Consider the following 19,026-nt stretch of genomic DNA (forward strand, 5'->3'; position numbering starts at 1 on the left):
GCATCAATGCGATGCCCTCGTCTGGATCTTGCCGCCGACCCTAGTTGCCTGCACTTTCCATCTTGCGGTTTTGGACAACCTCTTCCAGCCAGCCAAGCCGCATTTCAGGAACGGAACTAAGCAGCAGGTCGGTATAGTCGTCAAAGGGCGGCGCAAGCACTTCAGCCTTCGGGCCATAGCGCACGACGCGCCCCTGATACATCACAGCAATACTGTCCGCGATGGCTTTCACCGTCGCAAGATCGTGGGTGATGAACAGATAGGCCACGTTTTCGATCTTTTGCAGATTTTCCAGAAGTTTCAGGATGTCATCAGCCACCAAAGGATCAAGCGCCGAGGTGACTTCGTCGCAGATGATCACTTTGGGTTTGGCCGCCAGTGCGCGGGCAATACAGACACGTTGCTTCTGTCCGCCCGAAAGCTCTGCTGGATAGCGATCGATAAAAGCTTCGCCCATTTCGATCTCGTCCAGAAGCTCGATGATCCGCTTCTTCTTTTCGGCACCTTTCATGCCGAAATAGAATTCCAAAGGCCGACCGATGATCGTCCCAACGGTCTGGCGCGGGTTCATGGCGACATCTGCCATCTGATAAATCATCTGCAGCTCGCGCAGGTCCTCACGCGAACGGCCTTCCAAATCCGAAGACAGGTCACGCCCGTCAAAATGGATTTTTCCTTCTCGTGGGGGGAGCAACCCGGTGATCACACGCGCGGTTGTCGATTTTCCTGACCCGCTTTCCCCCACCACAGCCAGCGTCTGGCCGGGATGCAGTTCCATGGAGACATTATGCAACACGTCGAAATTCGTGCCCTTGTATCGGGCGGTGACATTTTCCACCGTCAGAACAGGTGTGTCCGTGGGCGGCTTGCCATCATGTTGTGTCGACCGGACAGACACCAGGTCGCGGGTATATTCCTCGACCGGGTTGTTGATGATCTGATCTGTCGTGCCATGTTCGACCATGTCACCCATCTTCAACACCATGATCTCATCCGAGACCTGCGCCACCACCGCAAGATCGTGCGTGATATAGAGCGCAGCCACACCGGTGTCCCGAATGGCTTCTTTAATCGCCATCAGAACGTCGATCTGAGTGGTCACATCAAGTGCGGTTGTTGGTTCGTCAAACACCACCAGATCAGGCTCGGGACACAGCGCCAGCGCCGTCATGCAGCGCTGCAACTGACCGCCCGAAACCTGGTGCGGATAGCGATCACCAATGTTTTCGGGATCCGGCAGGCCAAGCTTGGTGAACAGTTCAATCGCGCGGGCCTCGGCGACTTTCTTGGTGAACTTGCCCGCGTGCAAAGACGCCTCGATCACCTGTTCCATGATCTTCTTGGCCGGATTGAAACTGGCGGCAGCGGACTGGCTGACATAGGTCACCTCGGTCCCGCGCAGCTTGCGCAAATCGCGTAGGCTGGTGCCAATGATCTCGCGACCGTTGACCCAGACTTTGCCGCCGGTGATCTCGACCCCACCCCGGCCATAGGCCATCGAGGCAAGGCCGATGGTGGATTTCCCCGCCCCGCTTTCACCGATCAGGCCAAGCACCTTGCCCTTCTCAAGCTCAAACGAAACGCCGTGGACAATTTCGATATCCTTGGGTTTTTCGCCGGGTGGATAGATACGCGCGCCGATTTTCAGGTTTTCGACCTTTAAAAGCTTGTCGCTCATCCGCGGCCTCCTTTCAGGCTGGTGGTGCGGTTCAGCACCCAGTCGGCGACAAGGTTCACAGAGATCGCCAATGTCGCAATGGCCACGGCAGGCACAAGCGCTGCCGGGATGCCATAAACAATGCCGTCTTTGTTTTCCTTCACAATGCCACCCCAGTCAGCATTGGGCGGTTGTACGCCAAGGCCAAGGAACGAAAGTGTCGACACGAAGAGAACAGCGAAGATAAAGCGCAGACCCATTTCGGCCACCAAAGGCGATAGCGCGTTGGGCAGGATTTCGCGGAAAATGATCCAGCGACGCCCCTCGCCGCGCAATTTGGCAGCTTCAACGAAATCCATGACGTTGATATCAACGGCGACCGCGCGGGCCAGACGATAGACACGGGTCGAATCCAGCAGTCCCATCACAAGGATCAAGATGAACAGTGTCACCGGCATGACTGAAAGCACAACCAGAGCGAAGATCAGTGTCGGGATCGACATGATCAGATCGACAAAGCGGCTCATTGCCTGATCAATCCAACCGCCAACCACTGCAGCTGTAAATCCAAGGATTGAACCGAGTGTAAAGCTGAGGATCGTCGCAGCGGTGGCGATGAAAATCGTCGTCCGCCCGCCATAGATCATACGGGTCAGCAGATCACGCCCAATGTTATCGGTGCCCAGCCAGTGCTCTGACGAGGACGGCTCCCAGACATCACCAACGATCTCGGTCATAGAGTAAGGCGCAATCAATGGGGCAAAGACTGCCACAAAGAAATACAGCCCGGTGAAAAACAGGCCGATCAAGGCCGCAGGAGGTATTCTTGTCATTTCGGATGCCTCAGCCTTGGGTTCGCCAGGATCGACACGATGTCAGCCACCATGTTCAGCCCGATATAGACCGCCGCGAAGATCAGGCCGCAGGCCTGCACAACGGGCACGTCACGTTTGGCCACGTGGTCAACCAGATACTGGCCCATGCCGGGATAGACGAAGACCACCTCGACAACCACAACGCCCACAACAAGATACGCGAGGTTCAGCATGACCACGTTCACGACAGGGGCGATGGCATTTGGGAACGCATGGCGTGCGATGACCTGAAAGCTTGTCAGGCCCTTCAGTTCAGCCGTTTCGATATAGGCCGACTGCATCACGTTCAGAATGGCGGCACGCGTCATACGCATCATATGCGCCAGCACGACCATGGTCAGAACAGTCACAGGCAGCGCAATCGCGCTGAGCTTCTCGCCCAGAGACATGCTGTCATAGATCGTGGACACGGTGGGCGCCCAGCCCAGTTTCACGCCGACATAGAACATCAGCACGTAACCGATCAGGAATTCAGGTACCGAGATCGACGCCAAAGTCACCGCCGAAATCAGTTTGTCGGGCCAACGTTCGCGATAGCGCACAGCCAATAGACCAAGGAAAATGGCCAATGGCACGGCAACAACTGCGGCCCAGAACGCCAGGAACAGCGTGTTTTTCAGACGCCCGCCAAGGCTATCAACAATGTCACGACCATTGGTCAGAGCCGTGCCCAGATCACCCTGCAGCGCACCAAACAGCCAATTGAAGTAGCGTGTGGTGGCGGGCTGATCCATGCCCAGTTCTTTGCGCAGGTTCGCAAGGCTTTCGGGCGTGGCGGACTGTCCAAGGATGTTTTGTGCGACGTCACCCGGCAGGATGGTGGTGCCCGCAAAAATCAGCACCGAAGCCGCAAGAAGCAGAAGGGCGCTCAGCGCAAGGCGCTGAGCTACCAGTTTAAGGACGGGATGCATGAGCTGGCCTTATTTCAACCAGCAACGCGAAGCTGCCAGACCAGCCATCAGTTCGGCGTTCGGATCTGGCATATAACCACCGATGTCGTTGCTGACCCCGTCGATGAAGTCGTTGAACATCGGAACAATCACGCCACCTTCGTCATGCAGGATGCGTGCCATGTTGCTGTACAGCTCTTTACGCTTAACCGGATCAAGCTCGGCCTTGGCTGCCTGCAGCATGTTGTCGAAATCGGCGTTCTTGAAACGGGTGTCATTCCAGTCAGCCGTCGACAGATAGGCCGTCGAATACATCTGATCCTGCACCGGACGGCCCGTCCAGTAAGACGCACAGAAGGGCTGCTTGTTCCAGACTTCCGACCAGTAGCCGTCATTCGGTTCACGCTTGATTTCCAGCGGAATGCCAGCGGCGGCCGCACTTTGCTGGAACAGCTGTGCCGCGTCGACAGCGCCCGGGAAGGCGGTTTCAGCGACACGCAGAATGATCGGAGTACCATCGTGGCCCGAGTTCTTATAGTGCTCGGCCGCTTTAACCGGATCGTATTCGCGCTGCTCCATGCTGTCGTCGAACAGCGGGTAAGCAGCGTTGATCGGAACATCGTTGCCGACGCCACCATAGCCGCGAAGGATCTTGTCCACCATTTCTTGACGGTTGATCGCGTATTTCAGCGCAAGGCGCAGCTCTTTGTTGTCGAAAGGCGGCGTGTCGGTGTGCATGATGAACACATAGTGACCACGGCCCGAGACGTTCTGAACGGTGATGTTTGGTGCGCGATCCAGCAGGCTGGCGATCTTCGGATCGACCGAGTTCACCATATGCACCTGACCCGACTGCAGAGCCGACATACGGGCGGTTGCGTCGTTGATCACCAGAATCTCAACCGAGTCTGCGTGCCCTACGCTGTCATCCCAGTGATTGGCAAACTTGGTGAAGGTGTGGCGCACACCCGGTTCGTTGCTTTCAATCTGGTAGGGGCCCGTGCCGATCCCGGCATTGGGGTCATCCATGCCGCCATTGGGCTGGATCACCAGGTGATAGTCAGCCATCAGATAGGGAAGGTCAGCATTCGGCGTATCAAGGTTCAGCGTCAGAGTGTTGCCGCTGACCGACATGCTTTCGATGCCCTTTACGATACCCAAGGCGCCCGATTTGGATTCTTCATTCGAATGACGCTCGATCGTTTTCATCGCGTCTTCTGCGGTCAGGGTTTTGCCATTGTGAAACTCAACGCCCTGACGAATGTTGAAGTGCCAGGTTTTCGCGTCAGCCGAGCTGTCAATGCTTTCCGCAATGCGCATGTCGATCTCACCAGTTGGCGAGACGTTCACAAGCGTATCACCCCAGTTGCCCAGTGCAGCGCGCGGCGTCTGTGACGCAACAAGGCCCGGATCCAGCGAATCCGTACCTGCGCCACCGTTCATACCCAGTTTGATGGTGCCGCCCTTGTTGGGTGCAGCCGCCATGGCAGCGGTGGACAGCATGGTGCTTGCCGCAGCAGTCGACATGCCCAGCGCGCTGGCGCGCCCCATGAAATCGCGACGCGACATCTTACGTTCTGCCACGCGCTTGGACAGGTATTCGAGTTCTTTTGACATTGAGTGCTCCCTGAGTGTTCGGCGTGACTCGTGGTCCGCCTTTTTTATCGGTTCCGCTAACAGAGTTGCCCAGAAGCAGGCATATCGCAAGGGTGGATACCGACTTCGCGTTACAAGTTTGCGACATGCAAAGTCAAAAAGCGACACTCAACTTGGCGCCTGCGACATCGATGCAGCCTTACCAGAAACGAAAAAAGGCCGGGAAATGCCCGGCCTTTTCAGTTCGTTGATACCAATCAGAAGTTCAGAGAAATATCCCGATGGTACGAGGTGCACGACGCCATTTCGAGCGCTTGCTCTCTGGTAAAGCGCGGCTGCTGACGGACACCAAGCGTGTCACTGATTCCATCCACATAGACCGTCAGACCGGAGCGAAGAGCACTGTCTGCAGAGGCGCGCCAGCCCAGCTGAGCCTCGTAAGCCGCAACCGCATCGTCATAGGCGGCCATCGCCTTGTCGCGATCGGGCGTTTTGGCTTTCAGCGCTTTGCGGGCCTTGCCCAGCGCCTTCTTCACATCGCCCGCGCCTTCGATCTTGCCAAAAGCCTTCGCAAGATCGTTTACAAGACCCTCAGCTTCCTTTTCCGGGACCGTCATGATGGTTGCTTTCATGTCGCGCAGTTGTTGCTCCATTGCGGCAAAATCATCATTTGCATCCAGCACAGCCAAAACAGCCTGCGGCGCCTCATAGGCCGCATCCGCAGCGCGGCGATATTTGGTGCGCGCGGTGTTCTCTGCCTTGGTCAGCTTCTGGAATGTGCCATTCACTTCGGCCCAGCTTGCGGGGATTTCCGATTTCAGATGCTCTATCTCGGCCTGCAGAACGGCGACCTCTGCTTCAAGGGCTGCACGTGCTGACGCTTGGCTTTCGTCACGCATCCGACTGATCGTCGTCGACAGCTCTTTCGCATGGGCTTCTGCGCGGCGAACTTTCTTCTCGATCGCGCGCACGACCTTCTGTTGCGGACGATAAGCATCTGCAGCGGCTGAAACTTCGTCAGCAGAGGCAAAAGCACTGTCCAGCTCGACAAGTGCCGTGTCAGCCGCATCAAATCCGTCGGTCAGGTCACCGGCCAGATCCTTGGGCAGCACAGAAAGATCCATGGCGCGTGCTGCTGAAATCGCATCTCGCGTGGCGGTGCTTTGTGCCAATTGCTGACCTACATAGTCTTCAAGGCAGAGCTGCAGCTTGGGATTGCGCGGCGGCGGGCTGCTTTCAGACAGGAAGCTCACCCGGTTGGGCAGGTAGTTCACCAAAGGCGGGTACAGACCCACGATCACCAGTGCTGCGATCTGCAGCGAAATGAACGCGATGACGCCCTTGTACATCTGCACGGTCTTCACAATCGCCGGAGCAACCCCGCGTAGATAGAACAGCGCAAAGCCGAAAGGCGGTGTCAGGAAACTGGTCTGAATGTTCAGACCAATCATCACGCCCAACCAGACTGCGGTGATGTTTGCTTCGGGGTCAGCCAGCAGGATCGGCGCAACGATGGGCACAACAACCACGGCAATCTCGATAAAGTCGAGGAAGAAGCCAAGGATGAAGATCACCAGCATCACGATAAAGAACTGCATCCAGAAGCCGCCGGGCAGGCTCAGAAGGAACTCTTTCACAAGCTCTTCGCCACCAAAGGCGCGGAAGGCTGCCGTCAGCATCGCCGCGCCCAGCAGAATGATGAACACCAGCGACGTCGTCTTGGCGGTTTCAAGCATGACGCCCGCCAGCGTGTCTTCGATATTCATCACGCGCCAGCAGGACCAGACAAGCGCCACCAGCAACATCACGACAGCAATGGCGCCAAGGATGATGCCCAGCATGTCCGTGCTGTCTTGAATAGACTTCACGTTCATGTCGAAATTGGCTAGGACAAAGCCAATCATCGTCAAGGCAGCAATGGCCAGAAGGGCCGGATAATACAGTGACTTACCGGCTTTCGGCAGTCGGTATCCCGCCATGATCATCGCACCTGCGGCACCAATGGCACCCGCTTGGTTGACCGTGGCCACACCTGCGATGATCGACCCCAGTACAAGGAAGATCAGCGCCAAAGGCGGCACCAGCGTGATCAGCATGGTTTTGACGAAGGTGGTGTCATATTTGCCTTCGTAGGGCACAGCCGGCGCCAGTTTCGGGCGCAGGATCGCGAAGACCAGAATATAGGCCATATACAGGCCCACCAGGAGCAGCCCGGGAATGAACGCGCCAAGGAACATTTCGCCTGCCGAGGTGGAAGCCACATCGAAGACGGACGGCATTGACAGCTCCCCCGTCGCCTCTTTGTGCAGAGCCTTACGCGCAGTCGAAGCTTGGTCCGTGGCCGATGCCAGCTGGTCGGCCAGAATGATCAGCACGATGGATGGCGGAATGATCTGCCCCAACGTGCCCGACGCGGCAATCGTACCCGTCGCAAGTGACGGCGAATACTTGTTGCGCAGCATTGCAGGCAGCGAGATCAGGCCCATCGCAACAACGGTTGCCCCGACGATCCCGGTGGTAGCCGCCAAGAGCGCGCCCACGAAAACAACCGAGATACCAAGACCACCCGGCACCGGGCCAAAAAGTTGTGCCATCGCGACCAGGAGGTCTTCGGCGATTTTTGACCGCTGCAACATGATGCCCATGAAGATGAACAATGGGATGGCGATAAGCGTATCCCTCTCAACCTCCCAATAGACCCCCCTGAGGTTGGTCACCCCCGCAGACAGCCATTGGTTTGGCCCACCCGAATGGAAATAGGCATCAGTTGAGCCTGCAAAGATATAGCCGGCACCCGCCGCAAGGCCGATGGTGATGATGGCCGCGCCGGGAAGGGCAAAGGCCACGGGATAGCCTGACCCAAGCGCTGCGGCCATGATCAGGATAAGAAGAGCAAGGAAGTAGAATTCCATCAATCAGGTCCTCAGTGCGCCGCCGGTGCGACGTCTCGGTGTCCGGGCTCGTCGCGTTGGTCTGCGACGGCCTCAAGGAAATAGCTGACAAACTGGATCAGCATGGTGATGGCAAAGACGCCCAGAAAGGCGGCCATCTGGTATTTGATGAACATGCCGACGCCGCCGGCCTGGCTGATCTCGAAGTTGACGATCGGGCTGTTGATGATTGCGGTTTTGCCGTTGAAGCCAACCGCCATGATCACCCAGACGGTGCTCATACCCAGCGCAATCGACCCAAACGCATTCACGAATCCGCGCGTGGTACGCCCGAAGCCCGCATAAAGCACGTCGACGCGCACATGGCCCTCTTCAAACAACGTATAGGCCGAGGCAAAAAGGAACAGTGCCGCATACCAATAGCGTACAAGGTCACCCATCAGGGCTTGTTCATAGCTGAAGACAAAGCGCGAGATCACGATCAGAAGCTCTGCGGCCACGATCATCAACGCAAGCCAGGTAAAGCCCAACGTGCGCGAGCGCAGCGCAATCAAGAAGCCCAGTGCGATCAATGGCATGTGAATGTATGGGCCAACCCAGCGCGCCTTGTTGAACAGCTTGGCCGTCTCATCCCCGAACATGGCGTTCAGGATACCTTCGACCCGCATGAAGGCCACGGCGCTGTCAGCAATCCCGACCAGCAGCACGGCCCAGAACATTGCCCGGATGATGTAGATGTTGAAGTGATGAATTTTCATCGCATCCCAGCGCAGCGATGTAGATCGGCTGCCCAGAACATAAAGCGCAGCGACCCCGATTGACGCGGCATAGACCGCCAGGTTCACCCAGCTGCCGCCCGTGGCGCTTCCGTTGAAAAACGGCTTCACACCCGGCAGTCCAAACCCGACCACAAGAGCGTTATTCACCAAAAACGCAAACAGGAAACCCAGCATGCCCCAGGCAAAAAGCCGGGCCGTAATGGCGGGTTCGCCGTTGCGTGGAATGTCGGAAAAATCGGTTGCCATATGCTCCCCCGAGATCTGAAGACGCTTTGCCGGTTTTCACACCCAGACCGGCCGCCTTGCAAAAGAGCGGGACCGAAGCCCCGCTCTGATTTCATTTATACGTCGTGGTTCAGCCCAGACCCAACACGCGGTTGCGCTGGTTGATGTAGCCCACTTCGAACTGAGCCATCATGTTGCCCATTTCGCGCAGCTTGCCCTGGAAGCTGTCATTGATGCGCGCAGCCAGATCCGAGTGGTCGCGCGTTTCCGCGAACACTTCTTCTGCCGCCTCACCGAAGCTGTCCCAGACATCGTCATTGAACGAACGCACCTGCACGCCCTGCTCGTCCACGAGCTTGGCCAGGTACTCACCATTCTTGGCGATAAGTTCGTCATGCGCATAAGCGTGCTCTTCTGCACAAGCGGCTTCGATCACGGCTTTCTCGTAATCGGACAGACCTTCGTACCACGATTTGTTCATGCCGAAGGCCAGACCACCGCCCGGCTCGTGCATACCAGCCGTGTAGTAGAACTTGGCCGCTTCGTAGAACTTCATGAAGTAGTCGTTATAGGGACCAACCCACTCGGTCGCGTCGATCGAACCCGAAACAAGGTTTTCATAGATCTGCGAACCCGGCAGCGACACGGTCGAGGCGCCCAGTTTCGACAGAACCTGACCACCAAGGCCCGGCATACGCATTTTCAGACCCTTCAGGTCATCGGCGCTTTCGATTTCCTTGTTGAACCAGCCACCAGCTTGGGTGCCGGTCGAACCACAGGCCAGAGCCTTCAGGCCGAACTCGCCCGAAACCTCATCCCACAGTTCCTGACCGCCACCAAAGCGGATCCATGCATTCCATTCCGGGGTCGACATACCAAACGGTACGGACGTGAAATAGGCAAAACCGGGGTGTTTGCCGGTCCAGTAGTAATCGGCGGCGATATAGGCCTGCGCGTTGCCCGAGGCAACTTCGTCAAACGAATCAAACGCGCCAACACGTTCGCCCGACGCGAAGTATTCAACGTTCAGCGCGCCATCGGACAGTTGACCGATCCGGGCGGCCAGGCGCTGTGCCGAGATGCCCAGACCCGGGAAGTCCCGCGGCCAGGTCGATACGATGGTCAGGGTCTTGCCACCTTGGGCAAGTGCAGGGGTTGCAAGTGCGGTTGCACCGGCACCCAGCGCTGCACCCTTCAGAAACTTACGGCGTTCCATGTTGGTATTTCTCCTCCGAGTTTTATTCTGATCTTGTCAGAAGCACGAGCCCGACCAACGGCCAGCCCGCGCTGCCACGCCAATTACTACGCAGCTAAAATCAGATTTCAAATGATATTTCGCCAACTGGTAATATTTTTTTACCAGTTGAGGTCAGACATGCCTGAGCCAGCTGCGGCGTGATATCCCCACAAACTGGACCTAACACCTTGATGATTGCCGAGGATTCGCATCTGCGCAATGGCAAGCTTGAGGTTACGTATGGGCAAGTTCGTCGCAGGTGAACTGACTGACATAATTGCTCAAAAAGGCCGCAATTTTACTTTCTTCTCTGGATATTTCATTTTCTGAACTATAATGAGAGGCAGTCGAGTTGAATTTGGTGCACAATGACCCGCCCTGAAAAAGACCCGTATCTTGTCCCACCGCCCGAACCAGAGCTGCGCGCTTTGATTGGGGTTTTCGCGCTTTACCACTTTATTGAAACCAATATGGACGTGCCGGATGCCGCGTGTGACCTGCCCCATTTTGAGCGCAAGATCCTGGTGTCACTGGATCACCCAAAGCGAATCGGAACGCTCGCACGCGAGATGAATGTGCTACCATCAACCATGACCGTCGCAGCCGACCAACTGGAACTTCACGGGCTGGCCCAGCGCGCTCGCGACCCGGATGATCGCCGGGCCTGGCTTTTGACCCTGACCGAAAAGGGACAAGCCCAGCGCACGGAATTGGTTGCACTGGCACGCGCGCTGCTTTGCGACACTCTTGGCCTAAGCGAAGACGAGTTACATGGGTTTGCAAAGATCGCCGCCAAGATACACACGAATATTCGTCACCTGACGACCAACTGAGGACCGCCTATGACTGTTACCAAATCCGCACTGACCGCACTGGCTCTTTCCTTCGCCACCGCAGTGTCACCGGCGTCAGCACAAGACATCGCAAAGCCGGTCAAACTGATGACCATCGAGGACAAACGACTGGCCTTCAGTCGGGTTTTCTACGGCAAAGTCGTCGCACGCCAGACCGTGGACCTGGCATTTCAGGTTGGCGGGCAAATCACCGAGTTTCCTGTGATCGAAGGCGAATTCGTGGCCGAAGGCAGCCTAGTGGCCCAGTTGGACCAAGAACAATTCTCACTAGCCTTGGAACAGGCGACTTTGCAGAAGGATCAGGCCGAACGCACGCTTGAACGCCTGACCAAACTGCGCGGCAACACCGTCAGTCAGGTTTCGATTGATGATGCGGAAACCCAGGTTGGTCTAAGCGACATCGCGTTCCGACAGGCCGAAAAGAACCTGGACAACGCCACGCTCTGGGCGCCCTTTGACGCCTTGGTCGCAGCTCGCCACGTGGGCAACTTCAACACGATTGGCGCCGGATCCCCGATCGTGCGGTTGCACGATATGAGCGAAATCCGGGTGGAAATTGATGTGCCCGAAATCCTGTTCCAAACCGCGGGCGATGAAAAGAACCTGAGCATTGATGCCCATTTCCCCGGCCATGACGGCGCTTACCCGCTGCAAATTCGCGAGTTCAATGCAGAGGCTGCATCTGCAGGCCAAACCTATCGGCTGACCTTGGGCATGGTGCCTCAGGACGGGTTGCGCGTTTTGCCCGGCTCATCGGTGAATGTCGAAATCTCGGCTGATCACGACGCGGCTGTGATCGATCTTCCACAATCCGCCATGGCGGTGGCCCCGGATGGGACACCCCAGGTCATGATCTATGTCGAAGGCGCGGATGGCACTGGCACCATCAGGGCCACATCTGTCGAGATCACCCCCGCCGCCGATGGGCGTGTCACCGTCACATCAGGCCTGTCGCAAGGCGATGTGATCGTCGCTGCGGGGGCCTCCGCGGTGTCTGATGGCGCGCGCGTTCGTCCCTTCAACGGCTTTGCGAACTGAGGTCTGACATGCTCAACATTGCCCGCGCCTCAATCGAAAAGCCGCTTTATACGTGGCTGATCATCCTGACGATGCTGCTTGGCGGCATCTACGGGTTCTTCAACCTTGGTCGACTGGAAGACCCGGCCTTTACCATCAAACAGGCCGTTGTGGTCACCCACTATCCGGGTGCCAGTGCCCAGCAGGTCGCAACCGAAGTGTCCGAACCGCTGGAAAGCGCCCTTCAGAAGATGGAGGAGGTCGACAAGATCACCTCGACCAACCGTCCCGGTGAAAGTCGCATTGATGTCGAGATTAAATCCACCTACCCGGCAGACGCGCTTCCAGACATCTGGACCCGACTGCGCGCCCGCATTCGCGACACCGCGCGACAGTTGCCGTCGGGCGTTGCCCAACCCTTTGTGAACGACAGTTTCGGTGATGTGTTTGGCTTGTATTACGCCGTCACAGCGCCGGGGTTCTCTGACGCCGAAAAGCACGATCTGGCCACATTCCTGCGCCGCGAGCTGCTGGTCGTTGATGGCGTGGCCGATGTGGACCTTGCAGGCCTGCCCGAAGAGGTCATCTATGTCGAACCCAACATGACCATCGCCTTCAATCAGGGCATTCCACCAAACGCGCTGATGCAGGCATTTTCCACGTCAAACTCGGTGGCCCCGGCTGGCGGGCTGGACAGTGATGGCGGCCGCACAAGGTTTCGAACCCCTGAAGGCTCGGACACCGTCGAAGACATTGCGTCCCTGACGGTCGGTGTGAACGGCGTTCTGGTAAACGTTATCGACGTCGCCGAGGTCAGCCGTGAACGCGCGGCCAACCCAACCCAGATGATCCGCTTCAACGGGCAAGATGCGTTTACCATCGCCATTGCCGGGCTTGAAAACGAAGACATTGTGAAAGTCGGTCACCGCGTGGATGCCAGGCTGGCCGAACTGGATGCCAGCATTCCGCACGGCATTGACCTTCACCCGATCTATCAACAGCATCTGGTGGTCGAGCAAAGCTCCAACGACTTCCTGAAGAACCTTGCGATGTCAGTTGCCATTGTCATCGTGGTTCTGGGCGCGTTCATGGGATGGCGCGCGGCGTTGGTGATCGGCTCCACACTGCTTTTGACGGTCGTCGGCACCCTTTTGTTCATGTGGCTTTTTTCGATCGAGATGGAGCGCATTTCACTGGGCGCGCTGATCATCGCCATGGGCATGCTAGTGGACAATGCCATTGTTGTGGCCGAGGGCATGCAGGTCTCGATGTTGCGCGGTCGCACGTCGCGTGAAGCCGCAGACGAGGCAGCGCAGAAAACTCAGATCCCACTTCTTGGCGCAACCGTCATCGGTATCATGGCCTTTGCCGGGATTGGGTTGTCACCCGACAGCACGGGCGAGTTTCTCTTTTCGCTTTTCGCAGTGATCGGCATATCGCTTCTGCTGTCATGGGTTCTGGCCCTGACAGTGACACCGCTTTTGGGTCACTATTTGTTCAAAGAGGACAATCAAAGCGCGGACGACGCCTATTCTGGTCCGTTCTTCCGGGCTTACAAACGCATATTGGACTTGGCGCTGACCTTCCGCTGGCCCGTCATTGCTGCACTTGTGGCGACCACGGCAGCCTGTTTCATGGGGTTCGCGCAGGTTAAACAGCAGTTCTTCCCGAACTCGAACACGCCCCTTTTCTTTGTCTACTACAAGCTTCCGCAAGGCAGTTCGATCCATCAGGTCTCAGAGGACCTGACCCAAATCGAAAACTGGTTGCTCAAGGAAGAAAAAGTTGTGTCGGTCGCATCTTATGCTGGTCGCGGGGCGTCGCGTTTCATGCTGACCTACGATGGTGGCAAAGACAACCAAAGCTACGGTCACCTGATCATCCGCACCGCAGATCTGGCAGATATTCCTGATCTGCATTCCCGGCTTGAAACCTTCGGAAAAGAGACCTTCCCCGAAGCGGAATTCCGCGTGCAGCGTTTGGTGTTCGGCCCCGGTGGCGGCGACCCAATTCAAGCACGTTTCTCGGGCAGCGACCCAAAGGTGCTGCGGGCCTTGGCCAATGAAGCCATTGATCTGATGAAGGCAAATTCAGACAACCTTCTGAACCTGCGCACGGATTGGCGCGAGCAAGAGCTCGCCATCGAGCCGGTCTACGCCACGCAACGCGCCCAGTCGGCAGGGATCACGCGCGATGATGTGGCGTCGACGCTGCTTTTCGCGACAGACGGGATGCAGGGCGGTGTCTATCGCGAACGCGAACGTCAAATCCCTATCATCCTTCGCCGCCCGAATGACGAACAATTCAACCTGAACAACCAGTTGGTCTTTTCGTCAGTCGCAGGCCAGCACCTGCCCATCGAGCAGGTCACGGACGGGTTTGAGTTCAAGGTTGAAAACACTTTGGTTCAGCGCCGTAACCGCGTGCCGACCATATCGGTTGGTGCGGATGTTGCACCCGATGTAACCCCAGCCCACGCCCATGGCGAAATCCGTTCCGCAATCGAAGCGATGGCGCTGCCTGCTGGGTATAGTTTGGAATGGGGGGGCGAATTTGAAAACGCCAGCCAAGCGCAGGAAAGTCTTGGTGCGCAGCTCCCGCTGAGCGCATTGATCATGGTCCTGATCTCGATCCTGCTGTTCAATGCAATCCGCCAGCCGATTGTGATCTGGTTGTTGGTGCCGATGTCGGTAAACGGTGTCGTGGTCGGGCTATTGGGAACAGGCATGCCTTTCAGTTTCACCGCCCTTCTGGGGCTGCTCAGCCTGTCAGGTATGCTGATCAAGAACGGCATCGTTCTGGTAGAGGAAATCGACCTTGTCCGCGCACCGGGCCTGCCCTTGCGACAGGCCATCATTGATGCCTCTGCATCACGTGTGCGCCCGGTCGTTCTGGCAGCGGTGACCACAATCTTGGGAATGGCGCCACTGTTGTCAGACGCGTTCTTCGTTTCCATGTCAATCACGATCATGGGTGGACTGGCCTTTGCCTCCATCCTGACATTGGTGGCCGCGCCGGTCTTCTATTACGTGTTTTTCAAACGCGATGAAAAACGGGAAGTCACAGACAAAGCGGCGCAACCTGCATGATCTTCTGCGGGGTGTTCATGGTTGGACATCCCGGCATACATGCACGAAACGAAGCGGATATTCCTGCCGCATATCGGTATGCTTGAAGCTGTGTGAAAGGACTGGAGCGGGCGGCGGGAATCGAACCCGCGTCATTAGCTTGGAAGGCTAAGGTCTTACCACTACACAACGCCCGCCCAGTAAAATCACGACATATTTCATGCGCTTCTGGGCGTCAAGTGCACCCAGCACGGGAAATTGGAAGAGTGGTTGCTTGAAGGGTCTAAACCAGCCACAACCCGCAATAACCAAGCGTGAGCATCTGGCAATTGTGAATTGACTTGTTCTTTGGTCAAGTCGAGCGCCAGAGCATCATCTTGCGGGACCGGCGGTCGAAAGCATCTGGGTTAGGCACTCGCGCTGATGCCAACCGTTCGGCAATCTCGGGCGGCATGGCTGCTGCACGTGGTTCTGGGTTTTGGTTGACGTGAAGCTCCATGGTCTCGCTGATCGCCACGGGGGTGCCGTCGTGCTGCATGGTCAGATGCAGGTGAAACCTCTTTTCGTCGCTGTCCAGCACCACGGTTTCGACACGCAACTCTGCGCCAAGTTTGACCTCTTTCAGGAAATACTTGTGGTCTTCCAGCAGGTAGATCGTGCATCCGGTGCGCTGGCGATATGCCGCGTCGAACCCGATCGCATCCTGAACGGCGTCGACGGCATAGCTGAAAATCAGCCCGTAATAGGCGTCTTGCATATGGCCGTTATAGTCGATCCAGTCGGAAATGACGGTGGTCTCGTAGATGAAGGTTTCACTCATCTTTCAGTCCTTACCTCAGAGCCCATAGAATGCCGCGGCAGTATCATGGAATACCGCCTTGTGCATCTCGTGCGGAACGATGGCGCGGTGCGCTTTGACCAGCGTGGCATAGTCGGAATACAGGCTGTCGACCGGGAAGTTTGATCCGAACATGCAGCGGTCAGGACCAAACTGCTCAAGGCAGGTTTCGATGATTGGTCGGAAGTCGTCGACTGCCCAATCATGCTGAAACATACCCAGGCCCGAGAGTTTACAGGTCACTTGGGGCAGGGCAGATAGGTCGCTCAGTTTGGTGGCCCAATCGGCAAGCCCCGCGGTTGAACGATCATTCGGGCTGCCTGCATGGCATAGGGCGACCTTGGTGTCCGGGGCCTGTTCCAGCACCCGCGCAGTTTTGGCCATCAGCTCGGGGATCAATTGCAGATCAAAGGACAGTCCGCGATGGCCAGCCTCGCGCAGCCCCTCAAGAAATCGCGGATTGTCCAGCAGGTCGTTGGTGCCTGTTACTGCGTCTTCACCAGGCGCGCGGCCGACGATCTGACGCACGCCCTTGACGGTGGACAGCGCTTGAAAGGCATCGAGCTGCGCGTTCAGATCCGCTCCGGTCAGGTCGCAGAACACTACCTGCGCAATCGGCCAGTCTGGCGTGGCATCGGCGACGGACTGTACCCATTTGGCCTCGGCCAAGCCGTCATCGGCGCCGACCTGAATGTGGACCGATGCCGAGACCCCTTGTGCCGCCGCATCCCTGCGAAATTCATCCAGCAGATAGTTTCGTTGAATCGGTGAGGGGTCTCCGAAAAACCGTTCGACGCCTTTGGCCATCAGCCAAGGATAGCGAACCGCAGTCAGGTCCCACAGGTGATGATGCGCGTCGATCATGCGTATTCTCCGTCCTGTAGGCGCTGCAGGACATCAAGGCCCTGCGATTTCCAAAAATGCAGAAGGTCGATGAAGATCCAGTTCTCGGCCAGCTTATCCCCGTCACGGCGATAGATGTCGATCACGCGAAACTCACTCGTCTTATTGGTCGCAGGCATTCCCATGAAGTCACAGCTTAGACGGGCCGTGAAATTGGGCCAACCGAAGAAACCACCATAAGCGCCCTCGGCCAGTCGGGCGATGTGGGTGGTTTTGGACCGGTCCGAGAATGCTGCACGGAATGGGCCAGAGTGCTGTTTCGCATATCGTTGGATCGTATAGGTCGCACCGATTCCGGTCGGCCCCCACCATAGCATGTCCTCGGCCCAAGTCTGTCGCAACTCATCTTCGAGACTCAGTTCGTTGTCCCATTGCCCAAGATCACCAATCATGCGGTTGATCAGGGCCAGCGTATCCCTGCCTTCCTGTGAGGGTCGGTCATCGAACAGCAACCCGTCATGGGTTTGTGGCCCGGGTTGCACCAATTGAGCGGCGGTATGGTCGGGGAAAGGCACAATGCCCGCCTGAGCCATCAGGTGCAGCAGGTCGAAGTACATTGCCGTCTCGACGATCCTGCCTCCTTCGACCTTGTGAAACTCACAATAGCGTAGCATGGCGATTTTGCCGGTCGGCGGGATGCTGCAAAAGGCCTTGTCGAACAGACCCATCAGGTGCCCCATAGACACCACCCAGACGCTAGAGAATTCGTCCATGTGGTTGGCGCCTGCAAAAAAGATATCTTGGCGCCGCTGGAGCGATGTCAGACTTTGGCGCAGCGGACGCCAAAAGTCGGTCGCAACCTGCGAAGGGGCGGTCATCTCATTAAACGGATGGAACCCGCGCCACACGAAATTTGCGCCTGTATGTGCCTGCAAGACCTGCACCAGATCTGAGTCTGGGGCGTCGAACGCGGCATGGAATCGCTGCACCACGGCTTTGGCGTCTTGAATCATCTTCATTAATTTTCGCTTCCCGTCAGTGGCTTGAGGACTATTTGCATACGCTTGCAAAATTACCTTGCCAAATTGTCGCAGGCCAGTCTAACGTTTTTGCATGCGTATGCAAAAACTGATTCCAATGGGAGGGGAATCCGAATGGCCGAGATTCAGCTGAAGAACATCAGCAAGCGTTGGGGCAGTTTCGTGGGGGTTGAAAACTTCGACCTGACCATTGCGGATAAAGAGTTTCTGGTGCTTCTGGGACCGTCGGGCTGTGGCAAGACCACCACCATGCGCATGATCGCAGGGCTTGAAGATGCGACCGAAGGCGACATTCTGGTCGATGGCGTCAAGGTCAATGATCTCGAGCCCAAGGACCGCGATGTAGCGATGGTGTTCCAAAGCTATGCGCTCTATCCCAACATGAACGTCTACGAGAACATCCGCTTTCCGCTCAAGGTGCGCGGCATTGACCCCAAAACCCATGACGAAAAAGTCCGCCGCGCCAGCGCCATGGTCGAGCTGGACGATTTCCTACACCGCAAACCGGCCGAACTGTCGGGCGGCCAGCGTCAGCGCGTGGCCTTGGCCCGTGCCATCGTGCGCGAGCCCAATGTGTTTCTGATGGACGAACCACTGTCGAACCTTGACGCAAAGCTGCGCGTCTCGACCCGGGCGCAGATCAAGAACCTGTCGCACGAGTTGGCCGTGACCACGATCTATGTGACCCACGACCAGATCGAGGCGATGACCCTTGCCGACCGCGTGGTCATTATGAAGCAGGGAGTGGTACAGCAGGTTGGAACGCCGGTCGACATCTATGACCGACCGGCCAACACCTTTGTCGCCAGCTTCATCGGCTCACCTGCCATGAACCTGATCGAGGGTACGATGGAAGGCGGAGTGTTCCGTTCGAAATACACTGAAGTTACCGGGCTGGATGCCCCCGACGGCCCCATAACCCTTGGCTTCCGCGCCGAGGACGCGAACGTCGTTGTTGATGGCTCCAAAGGCGAGATAAACGCGCCGATCTACACCCTGGAGCTGTTGGGAGACAGCACCATGGTCTCGGTCCGTTTGGCCGGTCAGTTGGTGTCAGTGAAAGCCGACAAGACATTCCGCGCCGAAATCGACGACACCGTCTCGATGCATATCCACAAAGATCACTGCCACCTGTTCGATGCTGAAACAGGGGCACGTTTGGGGAGTTAACCCCACTTCTTCCGCCGCAAGGCGGGACCATCAAAGGGTGCAGACT

14 protein-coding genes and 1 tRNA gene are annotated in these 19,026 nt (G+C 57.1%); 4 read left to right on the top strand and 11 right to left on the bottom strand.

Annotated elements, in window-relative coordinates; translation table 11 throughout:
• Positions 1-40 precede the first annotated feature (40 nt).
• The 7 genes from ACRY08_RS03310 to ACRY08_RS03340 all read right to left on the bottom strand — a co-directional run bounded on the left by ACRY08_RS03310 (position 41) and on the right by ACRY08_RS03340 (position 10,129).
• Entirely contained in the window at positions 41-1,678 is a 1,638-nt protein-coding gene (locus ACRY08_RS03310; RefSeq protein WP_432448421.1) for an ABC transporter ATP-binding protein, read from the bottom strand.
• Positions 1,675-2,490: an ABC transporter permease gene (locus ACRY08_RS03315; RefSeq protein ID WP_432448422.1), complete on the bottom strand. Its 816-nt coding sequence runs from the start codon at positions 2,488-2,490 to the stop codon at positions 1,675-1,677. Before ACRY08_RS03315 ends, ACRY08_RS03310 begins: the two co-directional genes overlap by 4 nt.
• Positions 2,487-3,443, bottom strand: a complete 957-nt coding sequence (locus ACRY08_RS03320; RefSeq protein ID WP_432448423.1) for an ABC transporter permease — start codon at positions 3,441-3,443, stop codon at positions 2,487-2,489. The genes ACRY08_RS03315 and ACRY08_RS03320 overlap by 4 nt, the downstream gene beginning before the upstream one ends.
• A gap of 9 nt (positions 3,444-3,452) precedes the next feature.
• A complete protein-coding gene (locus ACRY08_RS03325) occupies positions 3,453-5,039 on the bottom strand; it encodes an ABC transporter substrate-binding protein (RefSeq protein ID WP_432448424.1) in 1,587 nt (528 codons plus the stop codon).
• Positions 5,040-5,275: 236 nt separating this feature from the next.
• Positions 5,276-7,930, bottom strand: a complete 2,655-nt coding sequence (locus ACRY08_RS03330) for a TRAP transporter large permease subunit (protein WP_432448425.1) — start codon at positions 7,928-7,930, stop codon at positions 5,276-5,278.
• An 11-nt stretch (positions 7,931-7,941) separates the two neighbouring features.
• Positions 7,942-8,934: a TRAP transporter small permease subunit gene (locus tag ACRY08_RS03335; RefSeq protein ID WP_432448426.1), complete on the bottom strand. Its 993-nt coding sequence runs from the start codon at positions 8,932-8,934 to the stop codon at positions 7,942-7,944.
• 109 nt (positions 8,935-9,043) lie between these two features.
• Positions 9,044-10,129, bottom strand: coding sequence for a TRAP transporter substrate-binding protein (locus ACRY08_RS03340; protein WP_432448427.1), 1,086 nt, complete (start codon positions 10,127-10,129; stop codon positions 9,044-9,046).
• 389 nt (positions 10,130-10,518) lie between these two features.
• Between ACRY08_RS03340 and ACRY08_RS03345 the strand changes: the two genes are divergently transcribed.
• The 3 genes from ACRY08_RS03345 to ACRY08_RS03355 are packed head-to-tail and all read left to right on the top strand — an operon-like array spanning position 10,519 to position 15,110.
• Positions 10,519-10,983 carry a MarR family winged helix-turn-helix transcriptional regulator gene (locus ACRY08_RS03345; protein ID WP_432448428.1) on the top strand — a complete coding sequence of 155 codons (465 nt, stop codon included), beginning with the start codon at positions 10,519-10,521 and terminating at the stop codon, positions 10,981-10,983.
• A gap of 9 nt (positions 10,984-10,992) precedes the next feature.
• Positions 10,993-12,042, top strand: a complete 1,050-nt coding sequence (locus ACRY08_RS03350) for an efflux RND transporter periplasmic adaptor subunit (RefSeq protein ID WP_432448429.1) — start codon at positions 10,993-10,995, stop codon at positions 12,040-12,042.
• 8 nt (positions 12,043-12,050) lie between these two features.
• Entirely contained in the window at positions 12,051-15,110 is a 3,060-nt protein-coding gene (locus ACRY08_RS03355) for an efflux RND transporter permease subunit (RefSeq protein ID WP_432448430.1), read from the top strand.
• Between the two features lie 102 nt (positions 15,111-15,212).
• Here ACRY08_RS03355 and ACRY08_RS03360 read toward each other — a convergent pair.
• The 4 genes from ACRY08_RS03360 to ACRY08_RS03375 form a co-directional block, all read right to left on the bottom strand.
• Positions 15,213-15,286 (bottom strand) — tRNA-Gly (locus ACRY08_RS03360).
• Between the two features lie 155 nt (positions 15,287-15,441).
• Positions 15,442-15,909: a thioesterase family protein gene (locus ACRY08_RS03365; protein ID WP_432448431.1), complete on the bottom strand. Its 468-nt coding sequence runs from the start codon at positions 15,907-15,909 to the stop codon at positions 15,442-15,444.
• A gap of 15 nt (positions 15,910-15,924) precedes the next feature.
• Entirely contained in the window at positions 15,925-16,791 is an 867-nt protein-coding gene (locus tag ACRY08_RS03370) for an amidohydrolase family protein (protein WP_432448432.1), read from the bottom strand.
• The gene (locus ACRY08_RS03375) at positions 16,788-17,789 is read right to left on the bottom strand and encodes an ester cyclase (RefSeq protein ID WP_432448433.1); all 1,002 of its coding nucleotides are present in this window, start codon (positions 17,787-17,789) and stop codon (positions 16,788-16,790) included. The genes ACRY08_RS03370 and ACRY08_RS03375 overlap by 4 nt, the downstream gene beginning before the upstream one ends.
• A gap of 135 nt (positions 17,790-17,924) precedes the next feature.
• Here ACRY08_RS03375 and ACRY08_RS03380 point away from each other — a divergent pair, with 135 nt between their 5' ends.
• Positions 17,925-18,980: an ABC transporter ATP-binding protein gene (locus ACRY08_RS03380; protein ID WP_432448434.1), complete on the top strand. Its 1,056-nt coding sequence runs from the start codon at positions 17,925-17,927 to the stop codon at positions 18,978-18,980.
• Positions 18,981-19,026: the final 46 nt, after the last annotated feature.

Origin of the sequence: Aliiroseovarius marinus (assembly GCF_050881025.1) — a bacterium.
Classification (GTDB): Bacteria; Pseudomonadota; Alphaproteobacteria; order Rhodobacterales; family Rhodobacteraceae; genus Aliiroseovarius; species Aliiroseovarius marinus_A.